We start from the raw sequence: 18586 nt of genomic DNA on the forward strand, positions 1-18586 counted from the left end.
TATCGCGGATGCGCGCTTGACCGACGCCCTCACTAGGATCGTCAACGGCGATCCAAACAGCGACATCGACGAGCTGCTTCCGTCGGTCCATTGCCGAAACACCTCAAAGCCGTGGCTGAGAACGACGCTCACCTCGAAAGTGCTGGATACGGCGTCTTGAGAAAGGCGTTGACCTCGCGAAGTCCGCTGTTTCCGTGCTTGCATATTTGGAGAAAGAGAGAGACCCGAACAGGATTATTGTGGCGATCGGATTGCGGAGGACATCCATCACGGCGCTATCGCATTTCAAGGCTCCGTTCGCGCACGCTAGACTACAGGAGCCATGTCGTCGGCCGGCTCGGGGACGTCCTCTCGTCCGGCCACGTGTCGTTCAGCCGGCGCGAGGAAGCTCGCAAAGACGTATCCGTCCAGAAGACCGTCTCCTTCCAAATCCACGCATACCCAAGACGGTTCCTGGCTGTCGTTCTCGACCACGTTCAGTTCGGTGCCGGCTGGAAGCGTCTTTTCGGACTCGAAGTTTGCTCCTGGTCCGCCTCGCAATTTGAGACCTCCCCGTGCGATCACTACGTAGCGCCCGGCCGCAAGCGCTCTCCCAGCGGCCACGGTACGGCACAATTCCAGGAAGTCAAAGATTCGTTCGCCGTAATATTTTTTCGCCGTCGAAGTGCCCTGCTTCAACCCCTTGGCCGAGTTGTAGCCGCCGGTGTTATAGACGATCGCGACCTTGGCGAATTCGAGGTCGGTGAGGCTTGTCCTGGACTCAAAGCCGAATTTTCTCAGTCGGCGCTGTAATTCGCCGAGACAATGCTTGAGCGAATTGGCGAAGCTCTCATAACGCCGCTCGAGGAAGTACTCGGGGTCGTCCTTGAAGAACTGCAGATCGCGCTGAAACACACCGAAGCCATGGCAGAATTTCTTAGGATTGGCGACCGCGCCCTGATAGCCGGGAACGAAGGCCGCCATATCCTCAAGCGCCTTGCGAGCAATGTCGAACATCGCCTGCCCGTTCGTCTTTGCAATTAGTTCCTCCTTGTTGTGTGGGAAGGCCTGCCGGCCCCGGCCCGGTCCCCTGAAGTCGATCGTGTCCCCGACGCAGAGCGCAACTATGCGCTCGAGCGGAAGCGTCCGTCTGCGGAGCGCGGCCCAGCATGGTCTCTTCCTTCCTGGAAGAGCACCTACGGCCGAACGAAACGAGTTTAAAATGATAATCCCCACAACCTTAGGGCACTATCTTTGGCAGCTCAAGGTTCAGGGTGAAAATCTGGTGCGACTTTAGCGCGCAGTTTAGTCGATCGCAGAAAAGGGATCCCCACTCCCCCCGAAAGCGAGAAGCCTCACAGGCGGGGCCAATTCGAAGGATTGAACTGACGAGCGCGCCTCCTTCCGACGTGCTGTCCATTCCAGCCGCAGCAGACGACCAATCAAGAGGCGGTTGCACATGGTCCCAACGTGTACTATCTTGTCTAATGTAATTAAGATTGCACATTGCGGAAGCCCCAACGCTTCGCCCGTAATTACAATTGCATCTCAAAGCTTCCGGCTAATGAAATAGCGCACCTTTTCTGCAGGCCAGAGAGGAACGGCTATGAAGCGCCTCCGCGTTATCGGGTTTGTCCTCGCGATGACCTGTAGCACAGCTGCAGGTCAGCAGCACGCAGCGATTGTCGAATATTCCGATATGTGCGACGCATCGGCTGCAGCTGCAGTATCAGCGGACATGTTTATTGTTGCAAACGATGAAGACAACGTTTTGCGTGTCTACCGCCGCGGCGAGCCGACAGTCGTACAGGCATTTTCGCTTGACCAGTTTCTCAGACCCGACCCCGACGAACCAGAAGCCGACATCGAGGGCGCGACGCGCATAGATGAGCGAGTATATTGGGTTACGTCGCACGGTCAGAACAAGAACGGCAAGAACCGCCCTAGCAGGCATCGACTATTTGCGACCACGGTAGCGGTCCAAGACGGCAAGGTCACACTCACATTTGTAGGCACCGCCTATAGGGATCTACGGGCCGATCTGATCGCCGCGCCGCAGCTCGCAAAATACAACTTGAAGGTTGCGGCAACCATTGCGCCTGAGGATCCGGGCGGGTTCAATATCGAAGGCCTAGCCGCAACGCCCGATGGTCGCCTTCTGCTGGGATTCCGCAACCCCATCACCGAGAAGGGTAAGGCGCTAGTTGTGCCGGTCGAGAATCCCAAAGAGGTGATCCTGGGTAAAAAGGCCCAGATCGGATTGCCGATCGAAATTGTGCTCGACGGTCGAGGCATTCGAAGTATCGAATTCAACCAAGAGCGTAACCTCTATTTTATCGTCGCTGGGCCCTACGGCGACGTTGGGTCCTTTGCACTCTACACTTGGTCCGGACAACCAGAGAAAGACCCTGAGATTGTCAAGGGAATGGACCTTAGCACGCTGAGTGTTGAGGCAATCTACTTCGCACCAGGTGACAAGATGCACCTCCACGCAATTAGCGATGATGGTGGTCGCAAAATCAACGGTAAGGATTGCAAGAAAGTCGACCGGAAAGCGCAAAGCTTTAGAGCAATGTCTCTGATCATTCCCTAGGTAGAGCCACTACTCTTTAGCCTTCGATTCTGGCCGATAGGAGGAAGTCCATTCACATTAGGAGGGATTTATGGCTAAGCGATCGACACGCCGAATTTCTAGCGAGCAGGCTGAAGGCACGCCACGCCTCGGCACCGTGGTGCGGTTTACGCCGCAGGCAACCCGCACAGGTGTCAAACAACTCGAAGGAAGTGGCTTTCGCGTGGCCTCATCGAAGGATTTCCGTTCAGCCGATGCAGTGCCAAATAATTTCGATGGCGCTGATGTACAGTACTTTGAGCGCTTCGGTATCGCCATCGTCAGGCGGGACGGCGAACGGCTGAGACCCATGGTGGAAAGGGCTATGCAGCAGAAAATCGTAAGCGCCGTCCGGCCCGAGCGGACGTACCGCGCTCTTGGTGGGGCCGGAATGCAACGAGCTGAGGCCCCGCAAGCGTCATTCGCTGGAGTCGCGACACTGGATCAAGACTACCTGCGGGGCTACCGCGATGGCATTAGTGAATTAGTTGACCGCCTGCTGGGCAACGAAGTGGCAGAAGGCGAGCGGGCGGCTGTGGCACGGGTTGACGAGACAGCGGCCACTTGGGGACTGCAGGCGACAAGGGTCATGGGCAGCAGTCTGACGGGTGCCGGCATCAGGGTCGCGGTGCTTGACACTGGCTTCGATCACACTCATCAGGATTTCGTCGGTCGTGCCGTCACCAAGAAGCTGTTTGCGAGCCGCAGTAGCGAGAATGATGTGCACGGCCATGGCACACACTGCATCGGTACCGCTTGCGGTCCGATGCGTCCAACCTCCGGCCCGCGCTACGGCATTGCCTACGAGGCAGAAATTTACGCGGGAAAAGTACTAGGTGATGACGGCTTCGGCACCGATCGCTCGATAATCGCCGGCATGGATTGGGCACTGGATCAGGGCTGCCAAGTTATTTCGATGTCGCTCGGCGCCGCGACCCGACTTGGAGACCAGCCGAGCGACGACTACGAGCAGATCGGACAGGTCTGTCTGGATGCAGGGACGCTGGTAATCGCCGCCTCCGGCAACGAAAGCCTACGTCCGCAGCGGATCGCCCCAGTGGGTTCGCCGGCGAATGCATCCACGATTATGGCGGTGGCGGCCGTGGATAGTGCCCTCCGCATCGCCTCCTTCTCCTGCGGTGGAATGAACCCAGACCAGGAGGTGGACATTGCCGCACCTGGTGTTGCCATACTTTCGAGTATACCTGGAAATAACTATGACCGCTGGGATGGAACCAGTATGGCGACACCCCACGTGACCGGGGTTGCAGCTCTACTTGCTCAATCCAATAATGCCTTTCGCGGCTGGGCGTTATGGGCGCGCCTGCTTCAGATTTCAAAGCGGCTGCGGTTTCCGGCGCGTGACGTTGGCAAAGGATTTGTCCAAGCGCCACCTTCGTGAACCGCAAATCCAGGTGATCTATGTATGGTGGAAAAAGTTAACGTCACGATCCGAATAGAGAAGTCGGAGCAAAATCGAATGGACGAGATCATCGACGCCCTCAAGGTTAGCGGGCTCGACGATGTCGAAAGCCATAAACGGTTCATGATCGTCAACGGTAGCGTCAACGCTGATGCCCTTGATGAACTCCGCAAAGTGAAGGGCGTTGCGTCGGTTCATCAAGACCGCGCCTATAAGACGCAGAAGCCCTAAGAAGCAAAACCCGTCGCAAATTTGAAGTGCCGCCCATCAGTCTTGAAGGTCACCTCCATCCGGACCGCGCGCGTGCGCGAGCCGTGTCACACGCCGGGACTTACGCAACCTCCGTCGATCACCGCGATAGGAAACTATCCTCGCAGTTGAGCAACCCGAGTTCGAAGAGACGAACGCTTTGGTCGCGTATTGGCTAATCCGCTCGACCGTGCCTACGACGTTGGCGCCCGGCGGCGAGGGCCTGCGCGCCGTGACCAACTGCAGCGAAGCCGGGCTTGCGCACCAGCACCTATGGTTCGGGTTCGGAGGGCTCCGTCGGCGAATGCGGCTATCTCGTCAACATCGAGGCGAGCGCGGCCCGAGCGGCTTTGCTTTCTCGCCTCGCTCACGCGGGTGCCTGGCGCCCGGGAAACCATCTTGGTGCGAGGATGAAGTCAAGCAATCATATGGTAACCGCTCGGGAGCTGTCCAATGAGCATACCGGCTTTTCTAGGATTCTTGATCGGCGCCGCGATCGGGGCTGTTGCCACGTCAACGTCCGGCCCGGAGCTTCGCGCGGAAGCCGTTCGGTGGATTACCGAGGCGCGCTGGACAATCTATCTCAACCGGCCGACCTGGCGATTTCCTGCGGTGCTCTCAGCAATACTCAACCTGCTTCAGGTAGAAATCCTGCTTATTCTCGTCTCTTTATGGTTGCTGGGACTGGTTTGGGCAATTTTCAGTTCGCCGACATGGAGCGATCAGACCTATATTCGGTACATCGTCGGCTCGCTGGTAGGTATGGCGGCAGCTCCGTGGATCTGGTTGCATTTTTCACGGAGCTTCGACGTCAGCAAAACTGATGGCGGGGTTGCAAGCGAAAGCGGTCAGCTTCCTAGGTATCGGTTTGTTAGTTTCGTGCTGGGTGCCGCACTACTTGTCGCGATGTTGCATCCTTATATGGCGACGTGGTTGACCCGCACAAATAAGATCGAAGGCTTTGGCGTCGCACTAAGCTTCGTACAACCTCGGAACGAACGTGGATCACAGATCCTGCAGGTTGGACAGCAGGCCCCAACGTCTCTCGGTCAGACATCAAGCCGCCTGGCCAGCGCGACGTCCCGCGCCCATCTGGTCGCGACCGGTCATCCTGATCAGAAGCCGGGAACGACACGCCGGACATTGAAGGACGTCACGACCAATCTGGAAGGATTCAGCGACCTTTCGGTGATCGATCGCGACAAGGTGTATATCGCGTATTTTGAACACGAACGTAGCGCTAGGCGCGGACAACCCACGCTGAGTTTGACTTTCGCTAACCTTCAAGAATACGTCAACGCTGCAAGTCCGAAAATTGATCAGGGGCCCGACGACGCATTCCTGGCAGAGCTAGCGGATTTCTCAGAGTGCATTTCACTGTACGCAGAAAATGTTCGCGATTTCCGGCTGTTTCTCGTCGAATCCAACGTCTTCTTGCGATCGCTGCTGGTTGATGTAGCCGCACAGTGGAGCGAGAGAGGCGTGACATTCCCCGCCCCGCAGCAGATGCCCATTAATCAACGGGAAGGCTCAACGCTGAATTTGAAGAAATTCGATGCGCTCGCGCTCCAAGTGGTGCAGGCGTTAAAGAAGCGCAATGTTCATACTAGCTCAGATGTCTGCGGTAGTGTCGACAAGCTGACGAAAAAAGTCATCTTGCTGAACGGCGTAGGTAAGACCCCCTATCCCGCGTACCAGATAGCCCACTACATGGCAGCGATCGATTCGGTCGAAACCGGAGTTCTGATCCTCCGGGATTGGATCTTCCGGCAGCACACGCAGTACAAGCCCGACTTTATTCGAAGCGACCCGGAGCAAGGTTGGTACGCGATTCGCGCTATGCTGACGTCAAGCCAACTTCCCTATCGTTTCGGAAGCGTGTCTCCGACCCACCGGTCATTGGTAAAGTTTCAGCAGGAAACGACCGAACGCATTGCCGCGCTACTGAACGTTCGCGACGGGCGGTCATGGCGCTCCTTATGCGAACGGCTCAGCGAGCGCGGATTGCACGCTCAAATAGGCCGATATCTCGCCATGACCTACGCCGACGAACGAAATTACCTTTACGAACTGCTTCGGCCCGAGGATTTTGGTCTAGCACCCGGCGAGGACGCCCTGAAAAGCACAGACCTTTCACCGGCGACCTACCTTGAGGAAGCCGAAGCGATACTGGGTGCGTCGGGATGCTTTGAGGGAGTTCCGAGATTCAATCGCCAATTGATCAGTGTATATTACCTCAATGCAGCTCAACTGCGGTACTCACTTCGCATCCTTAAGGAGGGGGACGAAAAGCTTGCCTTGACGCAAAAAATCCGGGCTGACCTGGAGCAGGCAAGACAGCTCGACGCCGAGCGAGAGCGTGAAAACTCTCGTCAAATCAGTATCGTCGAGGCCCGGATCCTGGACTTGTTGCGCCAACCCGAGGAGTTTGAACCGCACCGAGCCCGATTGGCCGAATTCCGCAAGATACTCGACAAGGAAAGCGCTAAGGACTAAAGTTACTAGCATAGCGACTTTCAGTGAGTTCGGATCATGCTGCGCACGCTGACGTTCGTACTTTTCACGCTACTCATTGCATGGGCACCGATTTTCGAAGTATTGGCCCGCACCGATCCGTAGCAGAAAACCCGCTGGGTCAAAGACCCAAAATTGATACTGCGGTTCGCAACATTGTTGCGACGATCATCGTTGTTGCAACAATTGCGGTTGTAAGATCGCCATTTCCGTTATTGCTCACACCTTTGCTGTGATCTGGGCCGCAGTACCTACGTGCTAGTTGGTCTGCAAAAGTTGCGCACCGGCAATTCGGCATCTTGCCCCGAGAATGGAGAGACTCCATCTCCCGCGATCCATGCTTAGGGCGCGAAGCTGACTACCAATATCCATTCGCGGGTATGACTACATCTGCGTGCGCGGGCAAACCATACGTGATGCGGTTGCATGCTCAGGGATGCGACAACGACAATGTCCTTGCCGGAGTCCTCGATCCAACGATGGCAAGGACGCGGGTGGAATCCCAGTAGACGTCAATCAGTCCGCGCCACACAGTATCCAGCTCGCGGCGCAATGCGATCGGCTCGCGCGTAAACCGCAGATAATCCGACACTGCTCGGTCGGTGCTCGGTCCATCCCACCAGATCTGGAGTTTGCCGGCACCCGTCGAATCATCCCAGTATTTGTCTTTGAGGAACTCCTGACCCATGAACAGCAGAGGCACGCCCAACCCGGTTATGAGTAGGCCTGCGATCTGGGCTCGGCTGCGAGCATACCATGATATGGGATTGCTAGGGTCGGCTGCGACGGGAATGCGCGGCTTCTTGTCTGCGTCCGAGTGGGAGGCGAGCAGGAGATCATGGTGCTCGAGCATGGCGACGGCGCGCGGTCCTCAGGGACTTGGAGCAAAAGGAACGCTAGCCCTTCAACTCACCAAGCCAATGATGTTCTGCACTTTAGAAACTTAGAATCGCTGGGAGAAACGATCTCGGCACGATCTACGAAAAATAGCATAATCATCGGAGGAGCGTGCTGCATTGCAAAATTCAAAGCTCACCGAAGAATTTCACAGAGGTCGTCAATTTAAGATAGCATCACTCGTCGGCTGACTAACAGCCGTCGCAACGGCTCCAACCCAACGGAGCTAAGCGATGACTGGAAAGGAAGTGGTCAACTGGCGTGGACTTAAGGCACTCGGAATTCCCTACAGCCGCACGCACTGGTTCAGGCTCTGCGCGTCTGGTGAGGCACCGATGTTTTTCAAACTACGTGCTCACAGAAACAGTCCTCCTGTGTGGTGGTTGCACGAGATTGTCGAGTGGCTTGAGGCTCGCGCCAAAACCAAGCCTGCCGACGCTCCGAGAAAGTAAGGAGCGGGGCTGGCCCTCCAAAGCCAGCCCTTTCTCCTTAGAGGCTTTCCTGTCGATCGTAAACGGTACGAGAGGCCCACGGAGCCACGGACTTGGTGCGGACGGCCTACGCACCGCGCTTGAAGCGTATAGGCATCCAGAACTGCCGGAGGGCCTCGACGGTTGCTGGAATGTTGCGCCAGGCGTTTTGGATGATGGGCTGCGTTCCCAGCGTGCGCCGGGCCGGGGGTAGCAAGGGTCGACCGGCGTCGTCGATGCAATGGACCAAGATCGGCCGCAGCATAAGGTGTTCGGTTCCATTCGGGGGGAGAAGCCGCGACCAGACGAGAAGCCGAAGCTTCATGACGGCGTAGAAGCCCATGCACCAGGGCTGCGGGTCGACTTCGCCGTCCGGTGATCGCACGAACAGCGGCTCGAAGCTCTCCGGTCTCGTCGACAGCGTCTCGCTGATAGCGTTGTGGCGCATCAGCGTGGCGGCGATTGCCGAGAACTCCTCGGTGTCGTGATTGAAGGCGTCGGGATCTACGCCGAGGAGCGGGCACACCCATTCCTCGGACGCCATCGAGACCGGCCCGGCGACGACCGCGGCCACCGCGCCATCGAGCATGGAGAGCGACGTCGCCCGCGGATGCCGAAGCGTCGGCGACCTGGCGCGCTTGCTGATCCATTGCCCGAGCCGTTCGAACGACATGGCATAGTCCGCCATCGTCGTCTTGCGTGCTTTTCGCGTTCCCCGCCCTTGCTTCGGCTTCGTCATGCCACGGCCCGCTTTTCGGCTTCGCGTGCGGCCTTCCAGTTCCAGGCCAGAAGTTCGTGAAGCTGGTTGGTCTTCGTGGCGCCGCTCACCATGCGATCGAGAACGTCGACGAGATACGCCTCGGGGTCGAGGCCATTCAATTTCGCTGTGTTAAGAAGCGAAGCGAGTATCGCCCAGGTCTCGCCCCCGCCTTCGTCACCACTGAACAACGAGTTCTTTTTTCCGATCGCAATTGGCCTGATCGATCGTTCGACCGTGTTGGTGTCCGGCTCGAGCCGCCCGTCATCCAGGAACGTCGTCAGGCCCTGCCAGCGTTCGAGCATGTAGTCGATCGCCTTGATGAGCGTCGAGCGGCGGGAGATCCCGTCCTTCACCGCGATCAGACGGGCCCTCAACGCCTCCATCAGCGGCTTCGTCTCGGCCTGTCGCGTCGCGCGGCGTTCCCCAGCATCGAGACCGCGGATCCTCTCCTCGATCGCGTAGACGGCCGCAATGCGCTCGATGACCTCCGCGGCGAAGGGTGAGTTCGTCGTCTTGTGCACCCTCACGAAGTTGCGGCGCGCGTGAACGAGACAATACGCCAGCTGGATCTGGCCCGACATCATCGCATCGCCCGCCAGCGAGGCGTAGGCGGCATAGCCGTCGACTTGCAGCACGCCTTCGAAGCCGGCTAACTGCGCCACGATCTCCTTTTTGCCGCGACCACCTGCGAACACGTAGGCGACCGCCGGCGGCGCCGGCCCCTTCCACGCCCGATCGTCCGTCGCGTGCGCCCAGAACTGGCAGATCCTCGTGCGGCCGCGTCCCGGATCGAGCACTGGCATCGGCGTCTCGTCGCAGAACAGCCGCTCGAAGCCGTGCATAGTCTTCAGTTGCAGATCGTAGAGGCCCCTGACCAGCCACGCCGCGCTCCCCATCCAGCGCGCCAGCGTCTGACGGTCGACGACGACACCCTGACCCGCCAGGATCTGCGTCTGGCGATAGAGCGTCGATTGCCAGGCATATTTGGCCGCGGCGATATGCGCGATCAGCGCCGTCGTTGCCATGCCGCCCTCGACGAGCCGCGCCGGTGCCGGGGCCTGGACAATCGGGCCCTCACAGGAGCGGCAGGCGTATTTTGGACGGATCGTGCGGAGCACACGCAGCCACGCGGGAACCCGATCGAGCGCTTCGCTGCTCTCCTCGCCGATCCGATGCATCTGACCCGTGCAGCACGGGCACAGCGTGGACGCCGGCTCGATCACCCGCTCGACCCGAGGCAGATGCGCCGGCAGCGCGCCGATGTTGCGCTTCGCTTTGCGCCGCTCCGGCCGCGGCGCGTCCGGTTTGTCGTCATTGGCCGGGAGCTGTGAGCCGGCGGTCCGTTCCAGATCAAACGCGATCTGTTCGGCGCAGACGATCGCCGCGCGCTCCGATCGTGCGCCGAAGATCAGGCTCTTCAACGTGGCGATCTCTGCGCGCAGATCATCGTTCTCGCCTTCGAAAGCCAGCACCATCTCGGCAAGAGCCGCAGGGTCAGAGGGGAGATCTTCGGGGCGAAGCGCCATATCGCAGAGCTACACGAACGCACTCGCAATCGCCAGCAAAACAAGACGCTTCAGGCAACCTTCGTCGGCCGCTTCGTCACCTTCGGGACCACACGCGACCACTCCGCAAGACCTTCAATCAGCATCGCCAGTTGCGCCCCCGTCACCGGCATCGTACCCTCGCGAACAGGTGGCCAGGCAAAGCCCCCATTCTCCAGCCACTTCGTCGCTAGAACCATTCCCGAGCCGTCAAAAACCAGTAGCTTCAAACGATCCGATCGCTTCGATCGGAAGACATAAACGTCACCGCTGTAGGGCTTGCCGCCTAATCCCTCCGCTACCAGCGCGACAAGGCCATGAACGCCTTTACGAAAGTCAATCGGCTGCGTCGCGACGAACACACGGACCATTGGACCGAAAGAGATCATCGCGTCGATCTCACCGCCGCCAGCACGCGCTCCAGCGTCGCGGCGTCGACGCCGACGGGCACGCGCACCGTCGCGCCCGCGATCATCACCTCGATCCGCTCGGCCGGATCCGTCAGAACATGCGCCTTATCGATCGCGTTCGGCTGCGCCTCGACGGCGGCCTCGAGCCTGACTTGCACGAACTGCGGCGCTTCGCTCGACGCGAGCCGCGCCTGGCGCCGCCACACACTGAGCAGTCCCCGGTTCACCCCGTTGCGTCGAGCCACCTCGGAAATGCTCGTCTCCGGATCGGCACTCTCGGCCACGATCCGCGCCTTCTCCGCATCGCTCCAACTGCGCCGTCGCCTCTCCCCTGTGATCACCTCGATCCGCTGATAGGAGGCGGCATCATGCCCGTCTTGATGTCTGTCTTGATGCATGGAACGAGCGTCCCTCGCGTTGTCAAATCCACGCGCGAGTCTCGCTCATCCCGTCCACCTAAACGAGGTGGGGTCGTCGTACCGCTATCTGTCGATCCAGCCTTATGCCCCGCCATACGCCCCGCCTTTAGGGTAAGGCGGGGTCGACAGTTGGCATGTGCTAGCCTGGGGCAGCATGTATGGTCGACAAACCGCGACTTGCCGTGCGACTTCCGTGGTGCTGCCGCACCACGACGCGCGAAAGCGCGGGCATGCGTTCCTCCTCTGATGCGAGATTGATTCCATCTCAGACTTCGTCCGAGCCTCATCAATCTCTTCATTAGGAGGACAAGCTCAGCGAGTCCTCAAAAATGTAGGGGCACTTGCTCGGGCTCTCCGGAGCAGATGGTCAGCGCTCAAGTTGGAGGAGCAAGATCGCGCGACGGGAGAGACTATCTTTCTGCGTCTCAAGCGTGCATACTGACTTTTTTTGCACAGGAGAATTACTCCATGCAACTAAAGCTTAAGCGCTCGCAACGTGCGGGCGGCATGCTCGGCGGCAAAGTCATCTTTGCGCTCGATGCGCGCACCGATCTCACTCCCGATGAAAAAGGACTGGTGAGCAAGTACGGTCTTGGAAAGCTCGTCGTATACGACAGCGAGGCACGTAAGAAACACGGCGACGCCGCCTATGGTCATTTCGATGAAGGCGCAAGCAGCACTACCGGGCGCTCACTTTGGAAAAGCACTCGCGGCATTGCCAGTGCAGCCATGATGGCGCTTTCGCTTCGGGTTACCATCGAGACCTTGATGAGCGGCCAGCACATCGAATGCAAGGATCTCGACGAGCTGCTTGGTGCCGAAGCAGCCATTCTAAGCGCCTGCAAAAATCTCAAAGCATATCTTGAAACGGCCCAGACCTTTGACGGACGGGAGGAGGTCGTTGAGTTCTAAGCTTCCAAAGTACATACCTCCGTCTCCGTTTACGCCGTTTCTTCGGCGTTTTACGGACGAACGGGCGCGTGACCTATCTGAAACGATGGTCCTCTACAATGAAGTGCGCGCTACCCATGTTGGTTCGCTGTGGGCCAATCCTAAGGCGATTGAGCACATCAATACGTTGGTTGCCGAGCGCGTGGGCGAGCTTGTTGATTTGCCGCAATCATCCACGATTTTGAAGGCGCTCGACCGGTGCCAGCAAGAAGTGCTTGCCCTTGAGGCCACGATCTTTTCCTTCCCCGAAGTTGACCTGAATGCGGGGGTGCTTTCCCTCAAAGAGCATGTTGATCTTCGCCGCTATCTGCGAGCTAAACAACACTTTCTCGCCAATGACGATCGCGTAAGCGATCTGCTCATCACGGCCCTCCGTAATGTCAGCTGGGGCTTTATTTCGAGCTTGCCCGCCTTGTCCGAGAGCATGGATGCTGCGCCACTGACCGTTCCACTCGTCTGTCTGTTGCCTAATTCTCAGGAAGTGGTGGATAGAGTAATCGGAACTATCTGCAAAAAGGAGCACGTGGAAGCCGGTCTCTTTATCGCGCTGTACGAGCGATTGTACGCCAGTTTGTGCGAGGCCTCCGGGAACTCTCCCGAAGATGAAAAGCCTCGAAGGCCGATGATCTACGCTGCCGACTCCGAGCTTCCGCCTATAGAGTTGGTCGAGACCTACCTCAAAGGCACACCCTTCCTTGATCTCTTCCTCTGCCCCGTACCCTTTAAGCTCCCGCAAAAGTCCCGCTTCGAGCATCAGTGGATCGTTGCGCCGCCAGGTGCTGGCAAGTCGACCCTTCTTCAGTACTTGATCTTGCGCGACCTTGAACTCGTTGCCGCGGATCAGGCGTCCATTGTCGTGATGGAAAGCAACCGCGATCTCATCAAAGCGATCGAGGGTTTGAAGGTATTTGCGCCTGGGGAACGCCTTGGTGGCAAATTGGTCGTCATCGATGCCGAGGACGTCGAGTGGCCAGTCGCGCTCAATCTCTTCGACGTCGGCATCGGAGAGATGCATTCCTACTCGCCGGCTGAGCACGAAGGGTTCCGAAACGCCGTGCTCGCGCTCTATGATTACATCTTCAGCGCGTTGCTTTCAGCCGAAATGACGAGCCGACAGAACACATTGTTTCATTTCACGATCGAGCTTCTGCTGACTATTCCGTCGGCCACCCTGGACACGCTCATTGACCTCATGCAGCCGGGTGGCCTTGCCAAATTCAAGGAGCACCTCACCAAGCTTGATCCGGATGGGCGGCGCTTTTTCGAGCTGAAGTTCAACAGCAAGGAGTTCGACCGGACAAAGGAACAAGTTATCGACCGGCTCTTTGCCGTCAAGCGTATCCGGACGCTCTCGAGAATGTTCTCGGCACCAAGATCGAAGTTCGACTTCTTCACTGAAATGAGTGCTGGGAAAGTTATTCTCATCAACGTTCCGCAAAGCCTGCTTCAAGAAGACGGCGTGGAGATCGTGGGTCGTTTCTTCATTTCAATGATCCTGCTCGCCGCACACAAGCGTCAGCTTCTCCCAAAGGGGCAGCGCCTACCTTGCTTCGTGTACATCGATGAATGCCAAGACTTCATAAAGCGCGATCCGAAGATCCCGGTTATCCTCGATCAAGCACGTAAGCTCAACGTGGGCTTGGTCCTTGCTCATCAGCGATTGCAGCAGATGCAGCCGCACGTACTCGATGCGCTCTATGGTGCGACTGCGATAAAGTTTGCCTCGAAGATCAGCGACGCTGCGGCTCATGCGCTTGCGCGCGACATGCGAACAACCCCAGATTTCATCCTCAATCAGCCGGCATACCATTTCGCGGCATACGTCCGCGGCATGACAAATACCGCACTGTCGATCGGCATCCCGGCTACGGACTTTACGAAGCTCCCGCGCATGGCAGCGGCTGAATACACTGCCGTGCGCAAGCGTATTCGAGAGCGCTATTCGATCAGACCAGAAGCGCCGGGAACTGTTCAGAAGGAAGTCCGTGAGGAGCGAATGAACCGGGAGACAGCCTCAGAGCCTGCCCGTCCGGCCGAGCCGGACTTTGGGGGCGATGATTGGAGGTCCTAAGTGCCGAGGCCGAACCTCGTGCGATCAGAAGGCGCTGACGGCGAACATAGCACGTGTGGGCGAAGGTTGATCTCGGTTCCGGACAACCCATCGGGCAAGCTCGACGCTCCCAAGCTAGAGGGGGAAACGAGATGGATTACGCAACGCGAACACTGCTGAAGTCAGCCGGAATGAATGTAGGGTGGCTGCTTTCCAGCGGGTTCTTCTATTGGCTCGTGGCGTCCTCACCTGCAAGCGCTATAGTTTCACTTGTGGCAGCTATCGGCTCGGGTCTGCTGCTCTTCTTGGCCATCCGGATTTACTTGCTGTGGTTCGAAAGTATAAAGCAACATCCACCCAGCAATTTCGCGGTGCCGGCTCTAGCTCTCGTTGTCTATTTCTCTCTCCTGATCGCCATGTGGTCCTACTTGTACGTCTTTCTCGCGCGGACGGCAGAGGATGCAAGCTTTCCGTTCTGCTCCGGCGCTGATCCGATCGATCCGAAACAGTTCGGTCTTCTCGAATCCATCTATTTCGCCGTCATCTCCTTTGCCACGGTTGGCTACGGAGATATCTACGCGTGCACGAGCGGATCGCGCTGGGCGCTCGTGGCGGAACTTTCGAATGTCGTGACGATCGGTTTCATCGGGCTTCCTGCCCTCGTGAACATGGTGATTGATCTCGCGCAGCGGAAGTTTGCAAACATCAAATCTACCAATGGCGTCACGGATATGCCCTTTGTCACGGGCACGTTGGTCGTCGGTATGGCAATTATCGCGTTCGCTGAGCCGGTGACTTACGAAGTTCTGACGGCGGGAAATATGCCCGACGGCGAGATTATCCAGATATACGCTGGGATTAGCGCTGCGATGCTCATCTCTATTGCGTTCGGCGCGCTCATGGTGGCGACTAACCGGATGCTGGGCGGGCATGACACGCGACCGATATTGCTCAAAAGGGCGATCCGGCTTGTCGTGCTGGGCTACGTGCTTTTCGTCGAGGGCATCGCCTACCTTTACCTTCTTATTGATCGGCCCGGCGCAAACGCCTTCGCGTTCGCAAGAAGCGGCGAGCATCGACTCGATTTTGGGAGCGCAAGTTATTTCAGCCTGACGACGCTCACGACGACGGGATTTGGCGACATCGCGCCGCTATCGCCGACAGCGCGGATGGCAACAATCGGGGAGATCATGGTCGGGATCGTGTTTGCCTTGTTCGCTTTCGGGCTCGTCATCTCGGCCATCGTGAGCCAGCGCGTGCAAAGCCGCGTATGAGCCAGAGGCCTGGTTCCAGTTCGGCTTTGGGAGATCGAGCGATTCCCCACCACATCTAAAGGCATTCGGGTGAACGGAAGAAGCCCGCCGGAGCGGGCTTAACAGTTAAGCTGTGAGTGCCTGAGTAGCCTTCGTTGGGCAGCCGTTGGCTCGATGTCCGGGCTCATTGCAGATCGAGCATTTGGGAACACGTCGCTCGCGCGCGGCGCCGCCAAGAAGCTCGTTCAGCTCGGAGTCCAGTTCTTCGCGCTTGGCGATCAACTCCTTAACTCGCGCGATCTTTCCGTCTAGCTCCATGTGTATCACCTCCTTTCTGAAGGAGAGTAGATAACGCCCACGTCATCGCTCGTCTGCTCTATTCAGCAACGAGCGCTTCTGCGCTTGTCTTGCTATGTGCAGCCACGTGAACGCATGGACGTCAGTAGCGATAGTTCACTTTTTCTTGGGTGCGCGCCGGCCGGTCGCTTGCACAACGCCGGATCTGGTACATTAGAGCGATGAATGGTGCCTCCACTTTAGCCCCGACACGCCGGCCTCGCTTCCGCCGCTCGTTAGAAATGCTCTCCTTCCGGCTCACTGAAGGCGACGTGCTGATCCTGCGGCAACTAGCGCGTTATCGGTTCTTGCGATCATCGCACATAGCGGCCCTTGTGGGCCGCTCGCTTGATCGCACCAATGATCGACTATGTCGCCTCTTTCATGCAGGATACGTCGATAGGCCGCGCGCGCAGCTCGACTACTACCCCACATCAGGTTCGGCACCTATGGTGTACGCGCTTGGCGACCTCGGGGCCCAATTGCTCAGCGAGCGCGGCGCTGAGTTTGCAAATTGCGAGTGGAGCCGGAAAAATCGCGAAGCGGGCCGACCATTTATTGAGCACCAGCTGGAGATCGTCGAGTTTCACATAACGCTGGAACGGTCCACGCGTGGTCGGAGTGACGTACGGCTCATTCATCCCGAAGAGATTATTGCGAGCTCGCCTGAGCGCACCCGCAAAAAGCGAAACCCGTTCGCATTGCGAGCTACGATCTCGCAGAGCGAACACGCGCACGACATCGCTGTAGTTCCCGACCTTGTGTTCGGTCTGATGTTTCCCGATGGCTCGCGCCGTTGCTTCATGGTAGAGATCGACCGAGGCACGATGCCGATCTCCCGCTCAGATTTTCGACAGACTAGCTTCGAGCGAAAGATGCAGGCGTATCTCACCGCGTACGGTCAAGGACAACATACGCAACAGTTTGGTTGGAAGACATTCCGAGTGCTTGTTGTGACCACTGATCAACAACGTGCCCGGTCCATGATCGAGACGCTCCAACGGCTGAATGTGCCGCAGAGCCCCGGACCTTCCCTCTTTTTCTTTGCCTTGGCCGACGAGCTGCAGAGGAACGATCCGTTGGCTCACAATTGGCAAGATGGAGGTGGCCGCGCCACCCGCTTGAGCTAGGTAGTAGATCAGCCCAGTGTGCCCCCGCCCCAATCGGGGCTCAACGCTACCCCGGTCCTTAACAGGCGCACGGCGCTATGAGGCCATCCTTCGCTGTGACTGGTCCGGCGAGTGCTTTGCTCTCTGAGCCGGCCCCCCGTTGGACGCCTTCGATGACGTCGACCGATAGGAAGCCGAAAGTAGCAATAGAAAAAGCGCCTTGGCTGCTTTGTATCTGGCGGCGGCGCGGTTGTCTTCCCGACCCCACATCACAACTGTCTCTTCGCTGGTGCACACGCACCAAGTCCACCCTCGGCCTCGCCTCTTCAGGGTGACATCATAGATTGGGAATTGATCAGACATTGCACTGCGAAAAGATTGCGAACGGCCAGAGAATAGTTCAAAGGCCTGACCTCATCCACAGGTGCCGACACCCCTTTTTATGCGCCCGGGGGGAATTTTCGCTCGAATGAGGTGTCCGAATTAATCTTGGCGGCTGCAAAACTGTTTGAAGGTTAAAGGACCTCGGTATAGCATCGGGAGGTCCGGCTTTGCTGAAAGTGTTTAGAAGTGCCGCCTCATTGGCGGGTTCACATATGCGCCCCCCGCAGCACGGCACTTCCTCCTCCAGAGATCACTTATCATGTCATCTCCCAGCAAGATTGCGCTCTTCATTGACGGGGCCAATCTTTACGCCACGGCGAAAACGCTCGGTTTCGACATCGACTACAAGCGCCTGCTGGGCGAATTTCAGAGTCGCGGGACGCTGCTGCGGGCGTTCTACTACACCGCCGTTATCGAGGACCAAGAATTCTCCTCGATCCGGCCGCTGATCGATTGGCTCGACTACAACGGCTACACGGTCGTCACCAAGCCGACCAAGGAGTTCATCGACGCCGGCGGCCGCCGCAAGGTCAAGGGCAACATGGATATCGAGCTCGCTGTCAATGCCATGGAACTCGCCGAGCATATCGACCAGATGGTGCTGTTCTCGGGTGATGGCGACTTCCGCTCCCTGGTCGAGGCCGTCCAGCGCCGCGGCGTGCGGGTCACGGTGGTCTCCACCATCGCCAGCCAGCCGCCGATGATCGCCGACGAGCTGCGCCGCCAGGCCGACGTCTTCACCGACCTCGTCGAGCTGCAATCCAAGCTCGGCCGCAATCCGTCTGAACGGCCGGCACCTCGTGAGCGCGAGTCCCGTTATCGCTCGCACCAGGTCCCAGAGCATGAGACCACCCCAGCCGTTAGCGGAAATGACAGCCTGCTCGAGGACTGAGCTTCGAAGAGAGGCTGCTCGTGTGATCCCGAAGCCATGATGACCGGTTGGCAGGCGCACGTCGGCTCGTCCGTTCGAGCTGAGCCGCGGAGAGCGCAACGAATAAGCCAGGCATTTGCGCCGGGCTGATCGCTAATACAAGTCGGTTCTGAGCAACGGACCAACTAGACAAGACTCGGTCGCGTCCAGTCGGTCCGGATTCCGACATTGCAATGCTTGCCCACGAGCGTCGCATAGCTTGTTGCTACCCTCGCGCGCCTTCCGAGACGCCGTCGCGATTGCCGGCAGGTGCGCTTTGGACGCGCAGGAAGGCATTCGAAACTGATGTGAAGCCC

General features: G+C 58.2%; 16 protein-coding genes. 10 read left to right on the forward strand and 6 right to left on the reverse strand.

What is annotated here, in order from left to right:
* Positions 1-16 precede the first annotated feature (16 nt).
* Positions 17-160: a transposase domain-containing protein gene (locus J4G43_RS49270; protein ID WP_208089177.1), complete on the forward strand. Its 144-nt coding sequence runs from the start codon at positions 17-19 to the stop codon at positions 158-160.
* 146 nt (positions 161-306) lie between these two features.
* On the opposite strand, the gene J4G43_RS49275 is transcribed toward J4G43_RS49270, so the two are convergent.
* A complete protein-coding gene (locus J4G43_RS49275) occupies positions 307-1206 on the reverse strand; it encodes an SH3 domain-containing protein (RefSeq protein WP_225005867.1) in 900 nt (299 codons plus the stop codon).
* A 379-nt stretch (positions 1207-1585) separates the two neighbouring features.
* On the opposite strand from J4G43_RS49275, the gene J4G43_RS49280 reads away from it, so the two are divergent.
* The 4 genes from J4G43_RS49280 to J4G43_RS49295 all read left to right on the forward strand — a co-directional run bounded on the left by J4G43_RS49280 (position 1586) and on the right by J4G43_RS49295 (position 6758).
* Positions 1586-2572, forward strand: a complete 987-nt coding sequence (locus J4G43_RS49280; protein WP_208089179.1) for a DUF3616 domain-containing protein — start codon at positions 1586-1588, stop codon at positions 2570-2572.
* A gap of 70 nt (positions 2573-2642) precedes the next feature.
* The gene (locus tag J4G43_RS49285) at positions 2643-3992 is read left to right on the forward strand and encodes a S8 family peptidase (protein WP_208089180.1); all 1350 of its coding nucleotides are present in this window, start codon (positions 2643-2645) and stop codon (positions 3990-3992) included.
* Positions 3993-4070: 78 nt separating this feature from the next.
* A complete protein-coding gene (locus tag J4G43_RS49290; protein ID WP_225005608.1) occupies positions 4071-4244 on the forward strand; it encodes a hypothetical protein in 174 nt (57 codons plus the stop codon).
* A gap of 471 nt (positions 4245-4715) precedes the next feature.
* On the forward strand, positions 4716-6758 hold the full coding sequence (locus J4G43_RS49295; RefSeq protein ID WP_208089182.1) for a YtxH domain-containing protein: 2043 nt from the start codon (positions 4716-4718) through the stop codon (positions 6756-6758).
* 448 nt (positions 6759-7206) lie between these two features.
* On the opposite strand, the gene J4G43_RS49300 is transcribed toward J4G43_RS49295, so the two are convergent.
* The 5 genes from J4G43_RS49300 to tnpA all read right to left on the reverse strand — a co-directional run bounded on the left by J4G43_RS49300 (position 7207) and on the right by tnpA (position 11255).
* Positions 7207-7629 carry a hypothetical protein gene (locus J4G43_RS49300; protein WP_208089183.1) on the reverse strand — a complete coding sequence of 141 codons (423 nt, stop codon included), beginning with the start codon at positions 7627-7629 and terminating at the stop codon, positions 7207-7209.
* 602 nt (positions 7630-8231) lie between these two features.
* Entirely contained in the window at positions 8232-8882 is a 651-nt protein-coding gene (locus J4G43_RS49305; protein WP_063712394.1) for a UPF0149 family protein, read from the reverse strand.
* The gene (gene tnpC, locus J4G43_RS49310) at positions 8879-10429 is read right to left on the reverse strand and encodes an IS66 family transposase (protein ID WP_035681142.1); all 1551 of its coding nucleotides are present in this window, start codon (positions 10427-10429) and stop codon (positions 8879-8881) included. The genes J4G43_RS49305 and tnpC overlap by 4 nt, the downstream gene beginning before the upstream one ends.
* A gap of 50 nt (positions 10430-10479) precedes the next feature.
* Positions 10480-10836, reverse strand: coding sequence for an IS66 family insertion sequence element accessory protein TnpB (gene tnpB / locus J4G43_RS49315; RefSeq protein ID WP_018273742.1), 357 nt, complete (start codon positions 10834-10836; stop codon positions 10480-10482).
* Complete coding sequence (tnpA, locus tag J4G43_RS56295) at positions 10833-11255, reverse strand: IS66-like element accessory protein TnpA (protein ID WP_018273743.1); 423 nt, start codon at positions 11253-11255, stop codon at positions 10833-10835. Before tnpA ends, tnpB begins: the two co-directional genes overlap by 4 nt.
* A 489-nt stretch (positions 11256-11744) precedes the next feature.
* Here tnpA and J4G43_RS49325 point away from each other — a divergent pair, with 489 nt between their 5' ends.
* The 5 genes from J4G43_RS49325 (at position 11745) to J4G43_RS49345 (ending at position 18251) form a co-directional block, all read left to right on the forward strand.
* Positions 11745-12188 (forward strand): hypothetical protein, encoded by a 444-nt coding sequence (locus tag J4G43_RS49325; RefSeq protein ID WP_208089184.1) that lies wholly within the window; start codon positions 11745-11747, stop codon positions 12186-12188.
* A gap of 85 nt (positions 12189-12273) precedes the next feature.
* Positions 12274-14298 (forward strand): type IV secretory system conjugative DNA transfer family protein, encoded by a 2025-nt coding sequence (locus J4G43_RS49330; protein WP_208089185.1) that lies wholly within the window; start codon positions 12274-12276, stop codon positions 14296-14298.
* Positions 14299-14429: 131 nt separating this feature from the next.
* Positions 14430-15551 carry a potassium channel family protein gene (locus tag J4G43_RS49335; RefSeq protein ID WP_208089186.1) on the forward strand — a complete coding sequence of 374 codons (1122 nt, stop codon included), beginning with the start codon at positions 14430-14432 and terminating at the stop codon, positions 15549-15551.
* 557 nt (positions 15552-16108) lie between these two features.
* On the forward strand, positions 16109-16996 hold the full coding sequence (locus J4G43_RS49340; RefSeq protein WP_208089187.1) for a replication-relaxation family protein: 888 nt from the start codon (positions 16109-16111) through the stop codon (positions 16994-16996).
* Between the two features lie 622 nt (positions 16997-17618).
* A complete protein-coding gene (locus J4G43_RS49345; RefSeq protein WP_208089188.1) occupies positions 17619-18251 on the forward strand; it encodes a LabA-like NYN domain-containing protein in 633 nt (210 codons plus the stop codon).
* Positions 18252-18586 lie beyond the last annotated feature (335 nt).

This window comes from Bradyrhizobium barranii subsp. barranii, assembly GCF_017565645.3.
GTDB lineage: Bacteria > Pseudomonadota > Alphaproteobacteria > Rhizobiales > Xanthobacteraceae > Bradyrhizobium > Bradyrhizobium barranii.